Source organism: Pyxidicoccus fallax (assembly GCF_012933655.1).
In the GTDB taxonomy this organism is placed as follows: Bacteria; Myxococcota; Myxococcia; order Myxococcales; family Myxococcaceae; genus Myxococcus; species Myxococcus fallax.
Map to the genome: position 1 here is coordinate 60,744 of NZ_JABBJJ010000001.1, position 23,401 is coordinate 84,144.

Below are 23,401 nucleotides of genomic sequence, written 5' to 3' on the forward strand. Positions count from 1 at the left end.
TTTCGGTGTAGAGTGGAAAAGGGGGGCCGGCTTGAAACCGTGGGTAGCTCCGGGGTACCCAGACGGCTTCCACCCGGGGAGAATCATGAAGAGACGAGTGCTCCTGCACCGCGGGCTCGCGCTGGCGATGGCGCTGATGTCCTCGGCCGCCATGGCCCAGACGGTGCTTCCCAACTTCGAATTGGAGCGGTTGGAGCTGAACCCGGGTGCGGAGGGCTCCCTGCTCGTGGGCATGGGTGAGCTGCTACCCGCGGGCGACTACCGCGTCTCGCTGGTGGCGGCGTACGCGCACAGCCCGCTGCTGCTGGATTTGGACGGCGAGGTCTTCACCATCGTCGGCGGACGCGCGACGACGCACGCGGCGGTGGCCTACGCGCCCACGGATTGGCTGCAGGTGATGCTGCAGATTCCGCTGGCGTTCCAGACCACCGGGGACCTGGGAGACACGGGCTACGCCGCGCCTTCCTCCTTCGGATTGGGAACGCCCACGGCCGCGGCGCGGGTGGGGCTGATGACCCAGGACGAGCAGGGTGGCGTCGACCTGGCGATGGAGCTGGGGGCGGGGCTGCCGGTGGGCAGCGCGGCGATGCTGGCGCGGGACAACGGCATGCTCCGGCTGGCGCCGAAGCTGATGGTGGGCCGCCACTTCGGCTTCATCCGCGCGGGCCTGGAGGTGGGCTTCGTGCGGCGGCTGCGCCAGCGCATCACCCGCGAGGCCCAGGTCTCCCAGGACCAGATTGGCAACGAGGTGCGGGTGGGCGCGGCCATCGCCACCACGGGCCGGCGGATGCGCTGGGAGCTGAACGTGCGCGGCATGGTGCCGCTGACGGATCAGCCGGGCGCCGCGGAGCTGCTACCCGGGGTGCGCTACCTCGTGAATCCCTCCTTCGAGATGTTCGCGATGGCGGGCGTGGGCGTGGGCTCGGCGCCGGGCACGCCGCTGTTCCGGATGATGGTGGGCGGGGCCTTTGGTGACGCGACGCCGCGGCGTGGGCCGGGGGAGTCCTCGGTCAACTGCGAGCCGGGGCTGCCCCACACGCTCGAGGAATGTCCCGACATGGACGAGGACGGCGACGGCGTGCGCAACATCGCGGACCGGTGCCCCATGGTGCCCGGCGACGTGGCGCGCAAGGGCTGCTCCGCCCAGGACACGGATGCCGACGGCCTGGAGGACATGCTGGATGCCTGTCCGTTCGAGCCGGGCCTGGCGGCGAACCAGGGCTGCCCGCTGCGGGACGCGGACAAGGACGAGACGCCGGACGAGACGGACAGCTGCCCGAACGACCCGGGGCCGGCGGACAACCGGGGCTGCCCGGTGCGCGACACGGACAAGGACGGCATCGACAACGACAAGGACGAGTGCCCGAACGAGGCCGGTCCGGTCGAGCGCAATGGCTGCCCCGAGTCGGACACGGACAAGGACGGCGTGCCCAACCGCATCGACAGCTGCGCGACCGAGGCGGGCGACCCGAGCAACAAGGGCTGCCCCGGTCACGTGCAGCCGCTGGTGCAGATCGACGTCGGCGAGCTGAAGCTGACCAGCAAGGTGTTCTTCGTGCCGGACCAGGCCCGCATCGACCTTGCCCGCTCGCGCGACGTGCTGGACTGGGTGGCGCGCGTCATCAAGGAGCACCCGGAGATGCCGCTCGTCGTGGTGGGCGCGCACACGGACAACCGGGGCGTTCCGGACAACAACCGCCGGATGTCGCAGGCCCGCGCGGAAGCGGTGCGCCAGTACCTCATCAGCAAGGGCGTCCCCGCCGAGCGTCTGCAGGCGCAGGGCTACGGACAGGACCGCCCCATCGACACCAACATCACCTCCATCGGCCGTGAGAACAACCGCCGCGTGGAGTTCACCATCGTGGACCCGGAGCAGGAGAAGGCGGGTAGCCCCAAGCGCTAGCTGGGGGCCCCGGTCCAGGAGAGCGGATTTATGAGAGCGGTGCTCAAGAAGGCTCTGGTGTCCATGGGACTCGCCCTGGGAGCGGCCACGCTCGCGGTGGCCGCGCCCGACGTGTTCCATATTGGCGACGGACAGGATGGTAGCGACGAGCTGAGCAGCACGGATGTCATCAACGCCTATGCCCAGCTCATGTCCGTGAGCGCGGACGGCAAGGTGCTCGACGTCTCCACCAAGACGGGGTTCGCCGCAAACGACCTGGTCATGGTGATCCAGATGACGGGGCTGTCGCCGGCGCCAGCAGCTGGCAGCAGCCCGGTGACGCTGGGGGAGAGTGGGGTAGGCACCTGGGAGCTGGCGCGGGTGCAGACCGTGAGCACCACGGCGAATCAGCTCACCCTCACCGAGGGACTCGTCAATGCCTTCCCCGCCACGGGCGTCCAGGTCGTCAAGGTGCCTGAGTACCAGGACCTCACGATTCCAGCGGGCGTGACCATCGCACCTCCGGCCTGGAATGGCTCGGTTGGCGGCGTCCTGGCGTTCCTGGTCTCCGGCCAGTTCACCAATAACGGCGTGATTGATGCGACCGGGAAGGGGTTCCGCGGTGGGGCCTCTGGTGCGGGAGCCTCGGGTGGAGGCACGCATTGCACCGTGGAAGATGAGGCAGGTACGGGCCCCAAGAAGGGCGAGGGCGTCAGCAACTTTTCCGGCGGCACCGCCTATGGAGCCAACGAGGGACGCGGCAACCTGGCCAATGGCGGTGGCGCTGGTGTCTGTTCCTCTCGCGGAGGTGGCGGTGGTGGCAACGCGGGGCGGGGAGGGAACGGAAGAAGCTCCGAGTCGGCCGAGGCGGCACTCGGTGGCGCGGTCCTGACCTATTCGCAGCCTGGCAGGCTGGTGATGGGAGGTGGCGGTGGCGCCGGGCACGGGACCGCCAGCTCAGGTTCCAATGTCGGCGGTCCGGGCGGCGCTGGTGGCGGCATCGTCTTCATCCGCGCGGGACAGCTTGAGGGAACCGGCTCCATCCTGGCCTCGGGTTCGAGTGGTGAGGATGGCACCACCGGCAGTGGTGGCGGCGGTGGTGGCGCAGGCGGCTCCATCCAGGTGCGGATCGCCGGCTTCGCTGAGTGCAGCGCCATCCGGGCCGAAGGTGGACTGGGAGGAAACCAGGGCCCGGACGCGGGCAACACGACTGGTGGCCAGGGTGCCGGTGGCTCGGTGCTGTTCCAGGCCGGTCATGTGGTGGGCACCTGCGCGCTCTCCACGGATGCGGGCTCGGTCGCGGCGAGCGGCTCGACCACCGTGCTGGATGGCGGGCTCACCCAGCTCGCGCCGCCCGTGGTGACGTCGCCCGGGAGCGGCCAGCTCATCAACACCCTGACTCCCACCGTGCAGGGAACGGCGCCCGGTTCGTCCAACGTGGTGATCTATCTGGTGGACGGAGGCACGCTCTCGGGCGGGAGCCGGACGGCCAACGGTAACGCCCCGGCAGACGGAACCTTCGGCGTGCCGTTGACGCTGCCCGACTCCGGGACCTACGTCATCCAGGCGGCCGCCGAGCGTGATGGCGTGCAGAGCCTGAAGAGCCCGTTGACGACGTTCACCGTCGACGTGAACCGGCCGGTGGTCTCCATCCTGGGCCCTACCGGCACCCCGGGCCCCACCTCGACGCGGAACCCGATCGGGAGCTTCGGCTTCACGTCGACAGAGACGATGCGGCAGTACGAGTGCCAGCTCGCGCTTCGCGACGCGGGCATCACGGACGCCGGGTTCGCCGTGTGCCAGCCGTTGACCACGTTCGACGCGGGTAGCGCTGGAGGCCGCTTCACGGTGTGGGTCCGGGGAACGGACCTGGCCGGCAACACCAACAGCCCACTGGCGTTCCATGACTGGACCGTGGACACCCTCGCCCCGAACGCTCCGGTGATCACCTCGCCGGACGCGGGGGACTACCTCAAGTCGGATGCCTCGGTCCCCGTCGTGGGTCGGGCCGATACGGACAGCACCGTACTGGTCTACCTCGACGGCATCCCGAATCCGAGCGCAGTCGCGGTGCAGGCGGATGGCGGCTGGTCCCGCCTGCTGGACAACCCGGGCAACGGCTTCCACATCGTCACGGCCACGGCGTCCGACAACGTGGGCAACACCAGCGTGTTCTCCAACTCGGTGTTCTTCCTGGTGGATGGCACTGCCCCCAACGCGCCGGTGTTCGTCACCCCGGCGGCGGACGCCAGGCTCAACACCCGGGACGCGGGCATCACAGGACTGGCGGAGCCGGACAGCGTGGTCACCGTGCAGGTCCGCGAGTTCGGCTCCTCGACTGTGGTCGCCACCCGCTCGGGGACGGCGAATGCCCAGGGAAGCTGGGAGGTGGTTGCCGTCACGCCCCCCCAGGCGACTCCGCCTTCCGAGGGTGTGGAGTACGAGGCCACGGCGGTCGCCATGGACCGTGCAGGCAACCCCAGCGCGGTCTCGGCGGGGCGGCGCTTCCACGTGGACCTGGCGCCGCCGAGCATCACCCAGGTGACCGGCCCCGCGAACCCCACCAACGGCCTGGAGGCGCGGTTCACCTTCACGGCCTCCGAGCCGGTGCAGTCCTTCGAGTGCCAGCTCGGGAGCGCGGCCGCGGAGCCCTGCGCGACCCCGTACTCGCTCCAGCTCGCGTCTCCGGGAGACTACACCCTCATCGTGCGGGCCATCGACTTGGCCGGCAATCGGACCGTCGATGCCGGAGTGCGCAGCTACACCTGGACGGTGGACCGGGGGCCGCCCGACGCGCCCGACATCCGTACTCCCGACGCCGGGGTCTTCACGCGCGACACGCGGCCCGTCATCAGCGGCACCGCGGAGAGCGACAGTCGCGTCCAGGTCTATTTCAATGGCGCGCCCCTGCTGGCGGCGGATGCCGGCAGTGGTACCCCCGGCCCCTGGTCCGTCCAGCCCGCGACGCCGCTGAGCGAGGGCTTCTACCTGCTCACCGCGACGGCCACGGATCCCGCGGGCAACACCGGGCCATTCAGCTCGACCGTGTCCTTCACGGTGGACACCACGGCGCCCGGCACGCCCGTGGTGACGTCCCCCGCGAGGCAGGCACATGTGAACAGCGCGAGCCCCACGCTGACGGGAACGGCGGAGCCCCACTCCGTGGTCGCCGTGCGGTTGAACGGTCAGGATGCCGGAACCGTCACCGTGAGCGATGCCGGCACCTGGACGTTGCCGCTCGCCGGGCTGTCGAACACGGAGCAGAGCATCCGGGCGACGGCCACCGACCGGGCGGGCAACACGAGCCCCGAGACCGACCCCGCTCACGCATTCACCGTCGACATCCTGCCTCCGGGCATGCCGGCCTGGGCCTCGGGACTGGCCGGCTCGTACCTGGCGACGCGATCTCCTGTCCTTCGGGGCACAGCGTCCGAACCGGGGCTCGACATCCTCGTTTCGGTGAATGATGCCGGGGTGGGCACCGCGACGGTGGATGATGCCGGCACGTGGAGCATCTACGTGCCGGGGCCGCTCGCGGAGACGGAGCACTCGGCGAGCGCCGTGGCCCGGGACCGGGCTGGCAACCTGAGCGATGCCGGCGTCGTGCGGTTCAACGTGGACGTGCAGCCGCCGGACACGGAGATCCTCCGGGGCCCGCCTCAGGACACCAGCCTGGCCACGGTGGACTTCGACGTCCGCTCGTCGGACCCGGAGGTGTCTGAGTTCCAGTGCAGCAAGAACCGGGCGGCGTTCACCAACTGCAACGCGACGCTGAAGCCGGATGCCGGCACGGGCGTCTACTCCGTCACGATGTCGGGGTTCGAGGTGAGTGACGCGGGCGTGACGCCGCAGGAAGTGATGATCCGCGCCGTCGACAGGGCGATGAACGTGGACGACACACCCGACAGCTACTCGTGGCGAATGGTCTCGGGCACGCTGACGGTGGGTATCGGCCTCGAGCCGGATGAGTTCGTCAGCGGCACCGAGGTCGTGTACTCCTTCACCTCGCAGCGGCCGGGGGCGGGGTTCAGGGGCACGCTGACCAACGTCACCACGAGCGAGGTGACGAACTTCTTCACCGGCATGGGCGTCGATACCCAGGTGTTCAGCGGCCTGTTCGAAGGCGAGTACGAGCTGAGGGTCCGCGCGACGGACGGCACGAACGAGACCACGGAGCACACGGCCCGCCGGTTCACGGTGGACCGTACGGCGCCCCCGGCCGCGACTGACATCGAGCCGTTGGAGGGCGCGTTCGTGAAGGCGGGAGGCTCGTTCTCAGGGCGGGCCGAGCCCAGGGCCACGGTGGAGATCAGCATCCCGGGCACGCAGGGCGAGACGGTGCTGAAGGTTCCCGTGCAGAACAGCGGAAGCTGGTCGATCCCGTTCGGCGAGGTGATGGAGGAGGGGGTGAACACCGTCACCATCACCGTGGTTGACCGGGCGTCGAACCGCTCTGCCCTCTCGGTGGACCGGACCTTCACCTTCGACAAGACCTCGCCCCAGCTCACCCAGTTCACGATGCCGGCGGCCGTGACGTCGGACACCACGCCGGATTTCGTCGTCTCCGCTTCGGAGCCGGTGAACTTCGCCTGCACGCTGAACAGCGTGGCGGTTGACTGCGCTGCGCCGGACTGGACTGGCAATCACTCCTTCACGCTCTCGGCGGACAGGCCCCTGGGCGAAGCCATCCACTCGATGACCCTGACGCTGAGAGATCGAGCGGGCAATGAGAACATGACGCCCATCTTCTACTCGTGGCAGGTCGACTTCTCGCCGCCGACAGCGACCATCGAACAAGGACCCGTCGCGCATACCCGCGCGGAGTCCGCGACGTTCCGGTTCCGCACGACCGAGCCCCCCGGGACGTTCGTGTGCGAGCTCGACGGCAATGCGATTCCCTGCACCAGGGACCTGATGGTGCCGACCCCGGAGGAGCGCCGGTACACGCTGAGGGTGGCGGCGCGGGACCAGGCCCAGAACCTGGGTTCCTTCTCGGACCTCTACACGTGGGAGGTGGACCGGACCGCGCCCCAGGGCACCATCGTGGAATCTCCGGCGGAAGGTGCGCCGATCCGCAACGCGGCCGCGACGTTCTCCGGCCGGGCCGAGGCCAACAGCGTGGTGTCCGTGCTGGTGGATGACGTCAAGCTCCCGGGGGAGGCCGTCGCCGACGCGCAGGGGAAGTGGACGTTCGTCGCGCAGGAGCCGCTGCAGCTCGCGCAGGGGCTGCACGTGGTTCAGGCGCGTGCCACGGACGCGGCGAAGAACGACGGCCCGCCTTCGGAGGGGCGGACGTTCCTGTTCGATACGGAGGCACCGACGACGGTCATCGAGTCGGGCCCCGCGGAAGGGGAGCGGGTGCGCTCCGTGGCCGTCGCCTTCCGGTTCTCTTCCGAGCCGGACGCGACCTTCCAGTGCACCGTGGACGGCGCGGAGGTCGAATGCGGCCAGGACCTGAATATCAATACGTCCGAGGAGCGCTTCTACACCCTGAAGGTCCAGGCCGTGGACGTGGCGGGCAACGTGGATCCGGTTGGCGTGACGCGCAGGTGGCGCGTGTACCTGGGCAACGACCTGCGGACGCGGGGTGGCGGGTTGAGCTGCGCCAGCACCGCGGCCGGAGGGACGCCCGCCGTCTTCCTGGCCCTGGGAGTGCTCGCCCTGCTGGCAGCCCGGCGGCGCCGGTGAGCTCCGGGTGGGGCGCCTCCTTCGGGGATGGAGGCCGCCCCACCAACCGTTGTCGGAATGTGTGCTTGCGTCAGCGAGGGAGTTCGGCTACTTGTCTCCCCGCTTCCGGCCGTCTGCGCGATTAGCTCAGCTGGATAGAGCGTTGGCCTCCGGAGCCAAAGGCCAGAGGTTCGAATCCTCTATCGCGCGCAATGCAAAGCCCCGGAATCGTTGGGAGTTCCTCCCACCGGTTCCGGGGCTTCGCTGTTCCTGAGGTCTGGCTGTGAGCCGTGCGCGGCGGCCCCCCCCCCGGGCTGCTGCCCTTGTGAGCCAACCATTCGGTCCCGTATGCGGGGCCTCCGGTATCGCCGCCCCTGCAGAAGGGGCGGCATCACCGGAGGATTCCCCGATGAAGGCTGCTCCCCAGAAGGCCACTCCCCAGCACGTCGAGACGCAGCAGGTGCCCCAGCAGCTCATCCCGACGGTCCGCGACTGGGTGGGGTCGCCGACGGTTGACCTGGTCAATGTGATTGTCCTCATTGCCCTCGGACTGGTGGCGTTCGTGTGCTTCCTGCTCTACCGCGAGCTGTCGAGGCCACGCGGTTCGCGGCGCGGCCGGTGAAGGGGGGCGCCGGACGCACAACGACAAGAACTGACATCACCGGGTGATGAAGGTCAGGGGCGAATCCCAGGGGGACGAGGGGATACGCCCCGGGTCACGAAGGACAAACCCCTCGAATCCTCTCTCTCGCGCGTCCGCCTATCGCCCAGCGGTTCCACCCGGAAGTCCGGGCGCGAAATCCGAGCCTGCCTGCCCTTGTGCTTCACCTCTCGTGTTGGGTATTCGCCATGGCGCGCTGGTGGAGGAATTTCTGATGAGAGGTCGTTCAGGAGCTTTTTCGGTAGCCCTGGTCCTGTGGATGCTGGCCTGGGGATGCGGCGGTGGAAGTTCGCCGGACAACACGCCAGATCCGGTGCCTGACGCCGGGACGCGGGTGGATGCCGGCACGGGTGACGCCGGCACCGAAGATGCCGGTCCGACGCTCCAGACGCCAGGAGTCCCCACGGCGGTCACCGCCACCGCGGGCGATGGCCAGGCCACGGTGAGATGGACGGCGCCTGCGAACGGTGGCAGCCCCATCACCAGCTATACGGTCACCACGCTGTTCCTGGACTCGCAGCTCAAGACCCAGAACACCACCGAGACGCAGGTCACGGTGACGGGGCTGACCAACGGCATGCCCTATTCCTTCACGGTGAGCGCGACGAACGCGCTGGGCACCAGCGGCACGTCGCAGCCTTCGAATGTCGTGACGCCCCGGACGGTTCCAGCGGCTCCTACCGGAGTCACTGCCACGCCCGCCAACCGGAGCCTGGTGGTGACGTGGAGCGCCCCGGTCGAGACGGGCGGCAGCGTCATCACCGGCTACACCGTGACGGTGCAGCCCGGGAATCACTCGCAGGAGGTGTCCGCGAACGAGACCCGGGCCACCGTGACGGGGCTGACGAATGGGACGGAGTACACGGTCACCGTGGCGGCCAGGAACGAGGCCGGAGCGGGGCCGGCCTCCAGCCCTGTGTCCGCCACGCCGCTCGCGGTGCCTTCCGCGCCCACGGCCGTGCAGGCCACTCCGGGCAACAGGCAGGTGGCGCTCACGTGGAGCGCGCCCGCCGATGATGGCGGCAGTCCCCTGACGGGCTACACCATCCACGTGTCGGCTGGCGGAGTCCTCGTGCGCACCGAGTCCTCTACGACGACGAGCTTCACGGTGCTGGGGCTGATCAACGGCACCGCGTATTCCTTCCACGTGACGGCCACCAACGGCACCGGAGCCGGCCTGGCGTCCGAGCCCGTGTTCGCCACGCCCAGGACGGTGCCCGGCGCACCCACGCAGGTCCGGGCGACCGCGGGCAACAGGTCGGCGCTGGTCGAGTGGAGCGCGCCGGATGACAACGGCGGCAGTGACGTCACCGGCTATACGCTCACCGTCGAAGCAGGTGGCACCGTGGTGGAGACGCGGGAGACCTCCGCCACGAGCCTCACCGTGACGGGGCTGACCAACGGGACGACCTATCGCTTCACCGTGACGGCGACGAACGGCGTGGGGACGGGCGCGGCTTCCTCCCCCGTCTCCGCGGTGCCCCAGTCGCTCCCCGGCGCTCCGACGGGCCTGGCGGTGAGCCCTGGCAACACGCAGGTGTCGCTGACCTGGACGGCGCCCCAGGACAACGGTGGCAACCCCCTCACCGGCTACGTGGTGACGGTGCGCAGCGGCGGCGCGGTGGTGAGGACGCAGGACGCCACCACGACGAACGCCACGGTGACGGGCCTGACCAACGGCACGGCCTACAGCTTCACCGTGTCCGCCACGACGTCGGTCGGCACGGGCCTGCCCTCGGAGCCGGTGAGCGCCACGCCTCGCACCGTGCCGGGAGCGCCCACGCAGCTGCAGGCCACCGCGGGCGAGGGTCAGGTGACAGTGAGCTGGACGGCCCCCGCGAACGGTGGCAGCGCCATCACCGGCTACACCGTCCTGGCGCAGCCCGGTGACCGTACGGTCCAGGTGGCTGGGAACCAGACCCAGGCCACGGTGACGGGGCTGACGAATGGCACCGCGTACACCTTCACCGTGACCGCCACCAACGTGGCCGGCACGGGCGCCGCGTCCACCTCGGTGAGCGCCACGCCGCGCACGGTGCCGGCCGCGCCGACGAACCTGGAGGCCACCCCTGGCGCCGCCCAGGTGTCCCTCACCTGGTTCGCTCCGTCCAACAACGGCGGTAGCGCCGTGACGGGCTATGTGGTGACCGTGCGCAACGGCGGCACGGTGGTGGGCACGCAGACCTCCTCCACGAGGAGCGCCACGGTGACGGGGCTGACGAATGGCACCGCGTACACCTTCACCGTGGCCGCCACCAACGTGGCGGGCACGGGCGCGGCCTCCACTCCCGTGAACGCGACACCGCGCACGGTGCCGGCCGCGCCCTCGGGGCTGGCCGCGACTCCGGACAACGGCCAGGTGTCGCTGACGTGGGCGGCGCCCACGGACAACGGCGGCAGCCCCGTCACGGGGTACACCGTGACGGCGCGACAGGGGGCCACGGTGGTGGGCACGCAGACGTCCGCTACGACGAGCGCCACGGTGACGGGGCTGACCAACGGCACCGCGTACACCTTCACCGTGGCCGCCACCAACGTGGCGGGCACGGGCGCCGTGTCCACCTCGGTGAGCGCCACGCCGCGCACGGTGCCGCGTGAGCCGACGAACGTCGTGGCGACCGGGGGCAACCGGCAGGTGTCGCTGACGTGGAGCGCGCCCACGGACAATGGCGGCAGCCCGGTGACGGGCTACGTGGTGAGTATCCATCAGGGCACCACCGTGGTGAGGACGCAGTCGTTCACCACGACGAGCGCCACGGTGACGGGGCTGACCAACGGGGTGAACTACGACGTCACGGTCGCGGCCACCAACGCCGCCGGCACGGGCTGGGAGAGCCTGAAGGTCGCCTTCATTCCGCGGACCGTGCCGGGAGCGCCGGCCAACGTGGTGGCCTCTCCCGGCAATGGAGGCGTGACGCTGACGTGGAGCGAGCCCGCCGACACGGGGGGCAGCGGCATCGGCGGCTACACCGTACGCGTCCGCCAGGGCGGGTCGGTCCTCAGCACGCAGACCACCTCCGCGATGAACCTCTGGGTGTCGGGGCTCACCAATGGCACGGCCTACAACTTCACCGTGTCCGCCGCGAACTCCGTCGGCAACGGGCCAGAGTCCACCGCCGTGATTGCCACGCCGCGCACGGTGCCCGGCGTGCCCACGAACCTGAGGGCCACTTCGGGCAATTCGCAGGTGGCCCTGGCCTGGAACGCGCCGGCGGACAACGGCGGCAACGCCATCACCGGCTACGCGGTGACGGTGCGCCATGGCGGCAGCAACGCCGTGGTGGCCACCCCGACGTTCACCGCGACGAGCGGCACCGTCACCGGACTCACCAATGGCACCAGCTACACCTTCACGGTGGCGGCGATGAACGAGGCGGGGACCGGCGCGGCCACCGCGGCCCTGACGGCGACGCCCGCGATCGCGCCCGGGCCGCCCCTGAATGTCCGGGCCGCCGTTTTCGGGGGGACCGTGGCCATCCGGTGGGCAGCTCCGCTGACCGATGGCGGCTCTCCCATCACCGAGTACGTGGTGACCGTCTCTCCGGGAGGGACGACCCACCGGGTGCCGGCTCCAGCGACCGGGACCAGCCTCGTGGGCCTTCCGCTGGCCTCCGGGTACCTGCTGAGCGTGCGCGCCCTCAATGCCGCGGGGCAGGGGCCGGCCGCCTCGACCGCGACGACGTTCGAGCTCGCGTGTGAGGAGACCGGCTTCCCGGGGCTGTCGCTGACCTCGGCCCTCGACGCCGATACGCTCCTGGTGCACGACGTGAGCGGGGACGGGCGGGCGGACGTCATCCTCGCGACGAACGAGCGCCCGGACGTGCCGGTCCTCCAGGTGCGGCAGGGCGCGGGTCGCGGCCGGCTGCAGGGGGGCGTGAACTACCCGATGCCCATCGTCGCGGACCGGCTGCTGCTGGGCGACCTCAACGGGGATGGGCGTCAGGACGTGGTGGCGGGCAGCTCCATCACCGTCAGCCCCACCCTCGTGACGCGGCTGGCCCAGCAGGGCGGCACGCTGAGCGCGGCCGTGACGACGGAGGCCTCCTCCGGCCCGCGCAACCTCGCGCTGGGTGAGTTCACGGGAGATGGCCGGCTGGACCTGGTCATGAGCCCGGCGAACACCAACGGGCAGCTCTGGGTGCTGCCGGGTCGCGGAGATGGCACCTTCCAGGCGCACATCGCCTCCACGGCGACCGGCGTGGGCGTCAACTTCGGCGTGGGGGACTTCAACCGCGACGGGCGGGCGGACGTCGTGTTCTCCGGCGGAGGCCGCATCGTCGTGATGCTGGGAGATGGGCAGGGGCACCTGACCGCCGCGAGCACCTCCTACACCGCGGGCAGCACCGATGCGCCGATGGCCATCGGCGACTTCAACGCGGATGGCGCCCCGGACGTGGCAGTGCTCAACAGCACCCAGCGGACCGTGGACGTGCTGCTGAACAACGGAGATGCCACCTTCCGGGCGGTCGTGAGGTACTCCGTCGGGAGTGTCGCGGCGACCGCGCTGACCCTGGGGGACTTCAACCGGGATGGTTCGCCGGACGTGGCCGTCATCAACAGCGGCTCCGCCTCGTTCGCCGTGCTGCGCGGCAGGGCGAATGGCACCTTCGATGCCGCGGTTGCCTACGTGGGCATGGCGGGACTCATTCGCCACGGGGTGGGGGACATCGACGGTGACGGCTTCCCCGACATCGCGATGCTTCGCGCCTCGGCGTCCTCCTTCGCGATGACGGATGCCCTCGACATCGCCTGGGGGCGGGCGGACGGCACCCTGGAGCGGCCCGCGCTCTCCTACGGCCCGGCGGCGTTCTCCTCCGCGGTGGGCGATTTCGACATGGATGGGCGCATGGACATGGTGTCGGCGAACGGCTCGACGGTGAACGTCTGGAAGGGCAATGGCGACGGGACGCTGACGAGCGCCCCCGCCCTGACGGGCCCGGCCACCAGCACCGGAGTCACCCTCAATGACCTCAACAGGGACGGCCGGGCGGACGTGGTCGTGAGCAACGGGTCGGCGAACTCCATTTCCGTGTTCCTGGCGCAAGCCAACGGGACGTTCGGTGCCCGGGTGGACCACGCGGCGGGAGGCTTCGTCGTCGACGGAGCCATTGGCGTCGGCGACATCAATGCGGACGGGCTGAAGGACCTCGCCGTGCCCACCGTTTCCTCCGGGACGGCCCAGATCTCCCTCTTCCTGGGAACGGCGGCGGGAGGTTTCGCGCCGGTGGCGGTCCATCCGGCGGGGTCCGCCGTCAACTTCGTCGAGATGGCCGACGTGAACGGAGATGGACGCGCCGACGTCATCGGGCGGAACAGCAACAGCGCCACGGTGGTCCTGAAGCTGGGCCGCGCCGATGGCACGCTGGAGGCCTCCCAGCTCATTCCCGCGGGAATCAACGCGCGGAGCCTGACGGTGGGCGACTACGACGGGAACGGGCGGCCGGACCTGGCCGTCTCCGATACCAGCAGCCTGCGCATCCTCCCGAACACTGGCAATGGCACCTTTGGCGCGGCCATCGTGAGCGCCGAGCCCGTGGGCCAGCTGGGACGCGTGGCGGGTGACATCAACGGGGACGGTCGCATCGACCTGGTCAGCTTCACCGACACGGCGAACAATGGAGGCGGACGCGTGTGGATCCTCCTCGGTCTGGGGGATGGGACGTTCGCTACGACGGGGGACACCTTCCCGTCGAGCACGACGTCCACCAGCGCCTCGATGTTCCTGGCCGACATGAACGGCGACAGCAGCCCGGACCTGGTCGGCTCCAACACCACGCACGGCGTCTTCGTCCTGCCCCAGGCCTGCTTCTGATGGTCAGCCCCATGGGGTGATGAGGGCCGGATGCTCCACGCGGGCATCCGGCCTTCTTCATTTCAGGCCCACGCCCCGTTCACGCCTGCGGCTGCTCCGCGGGCTGAGGCAGGTGGAAGCGCACCGTGCGCACGCGGCGGGGTGACGAGTCCAGCACCTCCAGCTCCAGGCCGCCGTCGGCCTTCAGCCGCGTGCCCGGCTCCGGAATGGCGCCACCCGCCAGGGCAATGCACAGGCCCGCCACCGTCGAGTAATCCTGGTCCTCGTCCAGCTCCAGGCCCAGCTCGCGGTTGACGTCGCGCAGGGACGCCGAGGCCAGCACCACCGCGGTGGTGGGGCCCTCGCGCCGCACCAGTTCCTCCGGTGTCTCGGACTCGCTGAGGATGTCTCCGACGAGCTCCTCCACCAGGTCCTCCACCGTCACCAGCCCCACCACGCCGCCGCGCTCGTCCACCACGACGGCCAGCTGCATGCGCCGCCGCTGGAGTTCCTTCAGCGCGTCCATGGCGCGCATCGTCTCCACGAGGAAGAAGGGTGGCCGCATCACGTCTTCGAGGACGATGAGGTTGCCCTCCCACGCCACGCCGAGCAGGTCCTTGGCGATGACGTAGCCGACGATGTTGTCCGGCGTCCCCTCGTAGATGGGCATGCGCGAGTGGCCGTGCTCCAGCAGCACCTGGCGGATTTCGTCCGCGTTCGCGTGCCGCCGCAGGGCGACGATGTGCTCGCGCGGCACCATCAGCTCGCCCACCGTCAGCTCGCCCATCTCGAAGGCCCGCGAGGCAATCTCCCCCGCGTGAGGGTCCAGCGTGCCCTGCTTCGCCGCTTCCTCCACCAGCTGCTGCAGCTCCTCCGCGGACAGGCGCCCTTCCGTGAAGTTCGTCCTGTCACCGAACAGGCGCAGCACCACGTTGGAGCTGGCCGTGAGGAACCACACCACCGGCCGCATCAGCCAGGACAGCCCATGCAGGGGCCGGCCGATGAGGAGCGCGTACCGCTCGCCGGCCCGCAGGGCGAGCGACTTGGGGACCAGCTCCCCGAGCACCAGTGACAGATACGAGACGAACGCCACCACCACCGCGAGGGCGACGTCGTCCGCCTGCTGCTCGGGGACGCCCAGGCCCGCCAGCACGCCTCCCAAGCGGGCGGCGATGCTCGCGCCACCGAAGGCCGCCGCCGTGGCACCGATGACGGTGATGCCAATCTGGACCGTGGCGAGGAAGCGCTCGGGGTCACCCCGCAGCTTCTCCACGGCCTTCGCCGAGGCGCTGCCCTCGTCAATCAGCTCCCGCAGCCGTGTGCGCCGCAGGGAGATCACCGCCAGCTCCGCCCCGGCGAAGACACCGTTGGCGAGAACCAGCAGCAGGATGACGACGAGCTCGGTGACGATAATGGCCCTCCTCTCAGGGGCCCTCTACCCTAACCGCAACCGGCCGGCTGCTCACTCCCCAAGTGACTGCAAGAGGAGCGACAGTTGGTCCCGGCTGGCGCCTTTTGGCAGGTAGTAGTGGGGGCCGGACAGAAGGGCGCTGCCTACGTCCTGTGCCGCCGCCGACGTGAGGAACACGATGCGGGGGTGCGGGCCGCGTGGCAGCCGCTCCACCACCTCCAGGCCGCTCATCCCCGGCATGTTGAGGTCCAGCAGCATGACGCCGTAGCGGTCCCCGCGCCTCAGCGTTTCCAGGGCTTCCTGTCCATCCGCGGCCTCGGTCGTCTCGTAGCCCAGGTCCTCCAGACTGAGGCGGAGAAACTCCCGCCAGTCCGCGTCGTCATCGACGACCAGGACCCTTCGCGTGCCTTCGTCCGTTGCGAGTCTCGCCAATAATCCTCCCCCGACAGGAGGTGAACGCCGCTCAAGTCCGTCCTCATTCGCGGCGGGCGGTAGAACGGCGCCCGACGGGCAAGCGGGCGGACAGGCGCTAGAACAGCGCGATGCCGAGCTGGGCGACGAGGTACTGCAGCGCCGGCCGCACGTTATGGGCCGCCGAGCGGGGCTGCTCGGGCACCGCCGAGCGCCTCCACTCTGGCTCTCCCAGCAGGCGGCCGGCCTCGTGTCGGAACACCCGGAAGCGGCCCAGCTCCGTGGAGCTGCCCGCGTTGTAGACGCGCAACAGCCGGCCCCCGGCGCCTTCCAACACCCGCTCGCGCGGCTGGTGCCGGTGCCCGTGCAGCACCAGGTCGCACCGGCCCCGCAGGCGCGTGAGCCACTCGGCGCCCAGGGACAGCTCCGCCGCGTGGGGCCAGCCCAGCAGCGTGGCCAGCCGCTCCGGGAAGCTCTCCTCGGGCAGCGGCAACACGTGGTGGTGCACCAGCACCGCCGCCACCGCGTCCTTCGGTGCGGCCTCCAGCGCCGCGTCCACCGCGTCCAGCTCCGCGTGGGACAGCGTGCCGTGGCTGTTGAAGTAGTTCCGGTTGTGCGGCCCCGTGGAGTCCACGCACACCAGGAAGAGGCCCGGCGTCTCCACGGTGCGAACCTTGTTTCCCTCCATCCACCCGGCGCCGACATCGTCGCTGGGCCGGTCGTGGTTGCCGGGGATGAAGGTGAGGCGCCCGGTGTCCAGGAAGGGCGAGAAGATTTCGCGGAAGCGGCGGTACTCCGCCTTCGCTCCCTGGTGCGTCAGGTCTCCCGTCACCACCACGTGGTCCACGTCGTCGGCGAGGAGCGCGTCCACGAGCGCGCGCGCCGAGGCGTCGCTCTCGGGGCTCAGGTCCAGGTGCAGATCCGACAAGTGCGCCAGCGTGCGGAGGGCCATGCCCAGGAGATAGGCATTGTTCGCGTCCGCATCAGGGCTTGACGGTGAATGAAGTGCAAGACGTGTGCAACAGCCACGCGTCAGCTCGCGAGATCACCCGCGAACAGCTCGTCGCTCGCGTCGAGCGCGGGCCGCGAGGAAGGGGAGGGCGCGTGGAGCGGCACCAGCCGGGTGCCCGGGGCGACGCGCAGTTTCGTGCCGCGCCAGTCCACCGTGCGGAAGAAGAGGCCGTGCCACCACGCGGCGAACAACAGCACGTCCTTGACGAGCACCGCGGGCACCGCGTCCCACGACACCGACTCCGGACGCAGCGCGCGAAAGGCGGCGAGGTCCACCACCACCTTGCCCAGCACCACCAGGCTAGCCACGGTGCCCGTGGTTGGCGAGGGGTCCACCAGCGCGCCCAACAGCGCCAGCGGCACCGGGTTGAGCAGCGACTGCGCCACGTACGTGGACCCGGACACCGCCGTGCGGTGGATGACACTCCAGCGCAGGTAGCGCTGGAAGAAGGCGTTGACGCCCTTCTTCAGTGACACGTTGAACACCGGCGTGCGCGCCACCACCACGCGGCGGCCCAGCTTGCGCGTCACCCACTGGCCGATGACGTAGTCCTCCGCCAACACGTTGCGCACGGAGTAGAAGCCGCCCAGCGCGTCCACGTCCTCGCGGCGCAGCGCCATGGACTTGCCCACGACGATGTCCTGGTTGGCGAAGCGCTTGGCGGCAATCATCCCCGCCGCCGCGCTCGCGGCCAGGTAGAGGTTGTCCAACAGCGAACCGAAGGTCCGCTCACCGATGCCCGCCACCGGGTGCGTCACGCAGCCCACCGTGGGGTCCGCGAAGCCCGCGGCAATCTCTTCCAGGTAGTCCGGCCCCACGCGCGTGTTGCTGTCGCTGATGACGAGGATGTCGTGGCGCGCGCGGTCCGCCAGGGTGATGAGCTGGTTCACCTTCGGGTTCAGCCCCGGCTCGCCCACCTGCAACTCCAGGCGCATGACGCGCGGCCACCGGGCCACCGCCGCTCGCGCCACCGCGTAGGCGGCGTCGCGGGTGTCCTTCACGCCCAGCACCACCTCGTACTCGCCCGCGTAGTCCAGCCGGGCGAACTGCTCCAGGTTGGCCTCCAGGTCGTCATCCACGCCGCACAGCGGCTTGAGGATGGAGATGCCGGGCCGGGGCGCACCGGAGGGCAGCAGCGCGGGCGGCTCGCTCCGGTGCCGGAGCACGAGGACGTACTGGATGATGAGGGCGATGAGGCCGAAGAGGGCGGCGAAGAGCAGGAGGCCAGAGGCGAGCAACATTCGCGGGCAGTCCCAGAAGTCGGCGCGCGGCAATCGCGCGACCTGGGAGACACGCTAGAGAGGGCCTGAGACAGGCCCGCGAAGCGCTCGCGGCACACGGGCCAATTCGTCGTGACGGCCCGGTGAAGTCGTGCCTGCCTACTCGGGCAGGTTGCGGCTGCGCGGGTGGCGGATGTCCTTGCCGCGCACCATGTAGACCACCATCTCCGCCACGTTCATCGCGTGGTCACCGATGCGCTCCAGGTGCTTGGCGATGAACATCAGCGCGGTGGCCCGGCGGATGTTCTTCGAGTCCTCCATCATGTACGCGAGGAGCTCGTTGAAGATCTTCAGGAAGAGGGCATCCAGCAGGTCATCGCCCTGGAGCACCTCCTCCGCCTTGGCCACGTCGCCGGAGACGAACGCGTCCAGCGCCTTCTTCACCTGCTGCTGCGCCAGCTCCGCCAGCCGCGGCGTGTCCACGTAGGGCGCCAGCGGGGGGACCTGGTTCAGGTCCATGGAGCGCTCGGCGATGTTGACGGCCAGGTCGCCGATGCGCTCCAGGTCGGTGACGATCTTCAGCGCGGTGGTGATGAGGCGCAAATCGCTGGCGGCCGGCTGGCGCAGCGCGAGGATGCGCCGGCACAGCTCGTCGATCTCCACCTCCAGGCGGTTGACGTCCTTGTCCGCCGCGACGACCTTCTCCGCGAGCGGGCTGTCGCGCTCGGTGAGGGCCTTCATGCTCTGCGCGATGAGGTTCTCCACCTTCGCCCCCATCGCGAGGAGCTTCTCGCGCAGGTCCCTCAGGTCCTGCTCGAAGGCCTTGTCCGTATGGGTCGCCGGCATCTCCCGTGTCCCTTCTTCCGCTCGCACGCTCACCCGAACTTCCCGGTGACGTAGTCCTCGGTGCGCTTCTCACGCGGGTTGGTGAAGATCTGCTCAGTAGGGCCGCATTCCACCAGCTCGCCCATGTAGAAGAAAGCCGTCCTGTCCGACACGCGGGCGGCCTGCTGCATGTTGTGGGTGACGATGGCGATGGTGTACTGCGCCTTCAGCTCGTGGATGAGCTCTTCGATTTTCGCGGTGGCGATGGGGTCCAGCGCGCTCGCCGGCTCGTCCATCAGCAGCACCTCGGGCTCCACGGCCATGGCGCGGGCGATACACAGGCGCTGCTGCTGGCCGCCGGACAGGCCCAGGGCGCTCTCGTTGAGGCGGTCCTTCACCTCGTCCCACAGGGCGGCGCCGCGCAGGGACTTCTCCACGCGGGTGTTGAGCTCGTTCTTGTCCTTCATCCCCCCCACGCGCAGGCCGTAGGCGACGTTCTCGAAGATGCTCTTGGGGAAGGGGTTGGACTTCTGGAACACCATGCCCACGCGGCGGCGCAGGTCCACGACGTCCACGCTGCGGTCGTAGATGTCCATGGAGTCCAGGAGGATGGTCCCGGTGTGGTTGGTGCCCGGGATGAGGTCGTTCATCCGGTTGAGCGTGCGCAGGAAGGTGGACTTGCCGCAGCCGGAGGGGCCGATGAGGGCCGTCACCTGCCGCTCGAGGATGGCCAGGGAAATCTTGCTGATGGCCGTCTTGGTGCCGTAGCGGAGGGTCAGCTCCCGCGCCTCCATCTTCGAGCGCGGGGGAGAGTGCTGGAGGGACATGGCGTACCGTCAGTGGGCGCCGGCGGCCTTGCGGCGCGTGCGCGTCCGGATGATGACCGCGACGAGGTTGAGGGCGAAGGTGAGCAGCAGCAGCACCAGCACCGTCGCATACAGCAGCGGGCGGGTGGCCTCCACGTCCGGGGACTGGGTGGCCAGCACGTACGTGTGGTAGCCCAGGTGCATGAACTGGGAGTTGAGCCTGCTGGGCAGGTCCGGGAGGAAGTAGGCGGCGCCGGTGAAGAGGATGGGGGCCACTTCGCCCGCGCCGCGGGAGATGGCCAGCACGGCGCCGGTGAGGATGCCCGGCAGCGCGCCCGGCAGCACCACCCGCGCCAGCGTCTGGGACTGGGTGGCGCCCAGCGCGAGGCTGGCGGTGCGGTGGTCCATGGGCACCGCGCGCAGCGCCTCCTCCGTGGAGACGATGACCACCGGCAGCGTCAGCACCGCCAGCGTGAGCGACGCCCAGAGGATGCCCGGCTGCGCCCAGTACAGCTCCTCGTGGCCCAGCATGCGGTCCATGCCCTTGCCCACGAAGAGGATGAAGAAGCCCAGTCCGAAGAGGCCGAAGACGATGGACGGCACGCCCGCGAGGTTGACGACGGCCACGCGCACCCAGCGCGCGAAGCGGGAGTTCGGCGGGGCGTACTCGTGCAGGTAGACGGCCGTCAGCACGCCCACCGGCATCACCGCCAGCGTCATCAGCAGGGTGAGGGCCGCGGTGCCGATGATGGCGGGAAAGATGCCGCCGCCCATCATCCCGTCCGAGGGCGGCTGGCTGAGGAACGTCCAGGTGACGTGGCTGGCGCCGTTGGCGATGACGTCCAGGAGGATGAGGGCCAGCATGGCCACCATCAGGAACGCGGCCAGTCCGGTGAGTGAGGTGAGGGCCAGCCCCACCGCGCGGCGCGAGGCGTGTGTCACGAGGCGCTCCCGGTCAGCTTCTTGACGACCCGCTTCGTCCACGTGGAAGCCAGCATGTTGAGGACGAAGGTGAAGAGGAACAGCTGCACGCCGATGAAGAACAGGAGGGAGTAGTGCGTGCTGCCCACCACCACCTCACCCATCTCCGCGGCAATGGTGGCCGACAGCGAGCGCACCGAGTCACCGAGGTTGGCGGAGACGATGGCCGCGTTTCCGGAGGCCATGAGGATGATCATCGTCTCGCCGATGGCGCGGCCGAAGCCCAGCACGCACGCGGCGAGGATGCCGGGGGCCGCGGCGGGGAGCACCACCTTCCAGGCCGTCTCCCAGGGCGTGGCGCCCAGCGCGAGCGACGCCTCGCGGTAGCTGCGCGGTACCGCCGTCAGCGAGTCCTCCGCGACGGTGAAGATGACGGGGACGATGGCCAGCGCCAGGCCCAGGCCGGCCACCACCGCGTTGAGCCGGGTGTTCAGGCCGAGGGTGTCCTGGAGGAAGGTGGCCATCACCATCAGCGCGAAGAAGCCCAGCACCACGGAGGGGATGCCGGCCAGCAGCTCGATGACGGGCTTGAGCAGCTCGCGCAGCCGGCGCGGCGCGAACTCCGCCGCGTACAGCGCGCCGAAGACGCCCACCGGCACGGCCACCAGCATGGAGACGGCGGTGGTCTTCAGCGTGCCGATGAACAGCGGAATCATGCTGACCTTCGGGACGCCCGAGACGGGCTGCCACACGAAGGCCGGCGGGCGGTTCTGACGAACCACCTGCGGCAGGAACATCTTGGAGAGGCTGGCCTCGTGGCGGGCCTCGGCCTCCGTGAAGAGCGCCAGGGCCTCCTTGGCCACGAAGACGAGGATGAGGACGAGGGCGGCGATGCCCGTGAAGGCCATCAGCGTGATGAAGCCCGCGATGGCCTTCTCCCGGAGCTGCCGGCGCCGCGCTTCGGGAGAGAGGCGCGGCACTGGAATGGTTTCCGCGAGACCCTGCTGCATGACCGCCTGTCTATCCATGGTGAGCCAGGGCCTCTCGTGACATTCGTGTGACGGACGCGCTACTTCACGGGGAAGTAGCCGACCTTGTTGACGATGGCCTGCCCCTCGGGGGACAGGGCGAAGTCGATGAAGGCCTTGACCTCGCCGGCCGGCTTGTTGCGCAGGTAGAAGAAGAGGTTGCGCGACAGGGGGTACTTGCCGGACTTGATGTTCTCGGCGCTGGCGGCGATCTCCTCGTTGCCCTGCTTCACCTTCAGCTCCTTGATGCCCTTGGCGTAGGCGGCGCCGCCGTAGCCGATGCCGTACTTCTCCTTGGCGACGGCGTTCACCACCGCGGCGGTGCCGGGCAGCGTCTGGGCGGAGGCGACGTAGTCCTCACCCTTCAGCACGTGCTCCTTCACGAACACATAGGTGCCGGAGGAGTTCTCTCGGGAGTAGACGACGATGGGGGCGTCCGGGCCGCCAACGTCCTTCCAGTTGGTGATGTCGCCCAGGTAGATGTCGCGCAGCTGCTCCACGGTGAGGGAGGTCACCGGGTTGCCCTCGCTGACGTAGAAGGTGACGCCGTCCTTGGCGACGGGGATTTCCACGGCGTCGGCCTTGTACTGGGCGCGCAGCTTGTCCTTCTCCGCGGGCTTGATGTCGCGGCTGGACATGGCGATGTCGGTGGTGCCGTTCTGCAGGGCGGCCATGCCGGTGCCGGAGCCGCCGCCGGTGACCTGCACCTTGGTGGCGGCGTTCTTCTTCATGAACTCCTCGGCCCAGCGCTGCCCGAGGATGACCATGGTGTCCGAGCCCTTGACGGTGACGGTGCCCGCCTGGGCGGCGACCGGAAGGGCCACCATCAGCACCGCGACGAGCGACTTGAGGAAGGTCTTCATGAGTGCGGCATCTCCGAGGTGAGGCAACGTGGCGGAAGTCCCCGGGCCGGTGTGGCGCGGGCCCCGGTGCTCCCGGGGTTCAAAGTTGGGCGCGCTTCTACGGGCCGTCTGTGACCCTCTCGCGGCTTCAACGTGACATTGGCGTAACGAAGTCACCGGGAGTCACTCGGCGGCGGGACTCATGATGCGGTAGCCGACGCCGCGCACCGTCTCCAGCAGGGTGCGCGCGGGGCCCAGCTTGTCGCGCAGGCGCATGACGTGGGTGTCGATGGTGCGCGTCTCCAGGGACGAGGACAGGCCCCAGACCTCCTCGAGGAGCTGCTCGCGCGTCTGCACGCGCCCCAGCCTGGACATCAAGTGTTCGAGCAGGCGGAACTCGAGCGCCGTCAGCGCCACTTCCTTGTCCTCGACATAGAAGCGGTGCGCGGCGACGTCGAGCTTCAGCGGCCCGAGCGCCAGCGGGGCGGCGCGGTCCTGGGTGGGGCCGCTGCGGCGGAGGATGGCCTTGAGGCGCAGCACCAGCTCGCGCACGCTGAAGGGCTTCACCACGTAGTCGTCCGCGCCCACCTCGAAGCCGCGGATGCGGTCCGACTCCTCGCCCTTGGCGGTGAGCATGACGATGAGCACCCCGCGAGAGGAGGCGTTCGCCCGCAGGTGCCGGCACACGTCGATGCCCGACATGTCCGGCAGCATCAGGTCCAGGAGGACGAGCTCGGGGGGACGCTCGCGCGCCGCGGCCAGCGCCGTCTCTCCGGTGAAGGCCAGGTGGGTGCTGAAGCCCGCGCCCCGGAGGTTGAAGTCAATCAGCTCGGCGAGGTCGCGCTCGTCGTCGACGATGAGTACGTGGGACATGGCGGGGTCGCACTGTGCGCGGCCCTGTTTTCACGGGGGTGACGCGTTTGA

At 69.8% G+C, this 23,401-nt stretch carries 14 protein-coding genes and 1 tRNA gene; 5 read left to right on the forward strand and 10 right to left on the reverse strand.

Going from position 1 to position 23,401, the window contains the following annotated elements; translation table 11 throughout:
* Positions 1-85 precede the first annotated feature (85 nt).
* The 5 genes from HG543_RS00240 (at position 86) to HG543_RS00260 (ending at position 14,022) form a co-directional block, all read left to right on the forward strand.
* The gene (locus HG543_RS00240; protein WP_169342583.1) at positions 86-1,903 is read left to right on the forward strand and encodes an OmpA family protein; all 1,818 of its coding nucleotides are present in this window, start codon (positions 86-88) and stop codon (positions 1,901-1,903) included.
* A gap of 30 nt (positions 1,904-1,933) precedes the next feature.
* The gene (gene agmC / locus HG543_RS00245) at positions 1,934-7,570 is read left to right on the forward strand and encodes an adventurous gliding motility protein AgmC (protein ID WP_169342584.1); all 5,637 of its coding nucleotides are present in this window, start codon (positions 1,934-1,936) and stop codon (positions 7,568-7,570) included.
* Positions 7,571-7,685: 115 nt separating this feature from the next.
* Positions 7,686-7,759: transfer RNA gene (locus HG543_RS00250), tRNA-Arg, on the forward strand.
* A gap of 199 nt (positions 7,760-7,958) precedes the next feature.
* A complete protein-coding gene (locus tag HG543_RS00255) occupies positions 7,959-8,171 on the forward strand; it encodes a hypothetical protein (protein WP_169342585.1) in 213 nt (70 codons plus the stop codon).
* 352 nt (positions 8,172-8,523) lie between these two features.
* Positions 8,524-14,022: a fibronectin type III domain-containing protein gene (locus HG543_RS00260; RefSeq protein WP_169342586.1), complete on the forward strand. Its 5,499-nt coding sequence runs from the start codon at positions 8,524-8,526 to the stop codon at positions 14,020-14,022.
* Between the two features lie 79 nt (positions 14,023-14,101).
* On the opposite strand, the gene HG543_RS00265 is transcribed toward HG543_RS00260, so the two are convergent.
* The 10 genes from HG543_RS00265 to HG543_RS00310 all read right to left on the reverse strand — a co-directional run bounded on the left by HG543_RS00265 (position 14,102) and on the right by HG543_RS00310 (position 23,350).
* A complete protein-coding gene (locus HG543_RS00265; protein WP_169342639.1) occupies positions 14,102-15,385 on the reverse strand; it encodes a hemolysin family protein in 1,284 nt (427 codons plus the stop codon).
* A gap of 78 nt (positions 15,386-15,463) precedes the next feature.
* The gene (locus HG543_RS00270; RefSeq protein WP_169342587.1) at positions 15,464-15,844 is read right to left on the reverse strand and encodes a response regulator; all 381 of its coding nucleotides are present in this window, start codon (positions 15,842-15,844) and stop codon (positions 15,464-15,466) included.
* Positions 15,845-15,941: 97 nt separating this feature from the next.
* Positions 15,942-16,775, reverse strand: coding sequence for a metallophosphoesterase family protein (locus HG543_RS00275; protein ID WP_169342588.1), 834 nt, complete (start codon positions 16,773-16,775; stop codon positions 15,942-15,944).
* Between the two features lie 80 nt (positions 16,776-16,855).
* Positions 16,856-18,076, reverse strand: a complete 1,221-nt coding sequence (locus tag HG543_RS00280) for a glycosyltransferase (protein WP_169342589.1) — start codon at positions 18,074-18,076, stop codon at positions 16,856-16,858.
* 138 nt (positions 18,077-18,214) lie between these two features.
* Positions 18,215-18,901, reverse strand: coding sequence for a phosphate signaling complex protein PhoU (gene phoU, locus HG543_RS00285; RefSeq protein WP_169342590.1), 687 nt, complete (start codon positions 18,899-18,901; stop codon positions 18,215-18,217).
* A 29-nt stretch (positions 18,902-18,930) separates the two neighbouring features.
* Entirely contained in the window at positions 18,931-19,674 is a 744-nt protein-coding gene (gene pstB / locus HG543_RS00290) for a phosphate ABC transporter ATP-binding protein PstB (RefSeq protein WP_169342640.1), read from the reverse strand.
* 42 nt (positions 19,675-19,716) lie between these two features.
* Positions 19,717-20,628, reverse strand: a complete 912-nt coding sequence (gene pstA, locus HG543_RS00295; RefSeq protein ID WP_169342591.1) for a phosphate ABC transporter permease PstA — start codon at positions 20,626-20,628, stop codon at positions 19,717-19,719.
* Positions 20,625-21,635, reverse strand: coding sequence for a phosphate ABC transporter permease subunit PstC (pstC, locus tag HG543_RS00300; RefSeq protein ID WP_169342592.1), 1,011 nt, complete (start codon positions 21,633-21,635; stop codon positions 20,625-20,627). Before pstC ends, pstA begins: the two co-directional genes overlap by 4 nt.
* A 41-nt stretch (positions 21,636-21,676) precedes the next feature.
* On the reverse strand, positions 21,677-22,498 hold the full coding sequence (locus tag HG543_RS00305; RefSeq protein ID WP_169342593.1) for a phosphate ABC transporter substrate-binding protein: 822 nt from the start codon (positions 22,496-22,498) through the stop codon (positions 21,677-21,679).
* Between the two features lie 162 nt (positions 22,499-22,660).
* Positions 22,661-23,350 carry a response regulator gene (locus HG543_RS00310; protein WP_169342594.1) on the reverse strand — a complete coding sequence of 230 codons (690 nt, stop codon included), beginning with the start codon at positions 23,348-23,350 and terminating at the stop codon, positions 22,661-22,663.
* Positions 23,351-23,401 lie beyond the last annotated feature (51 nt).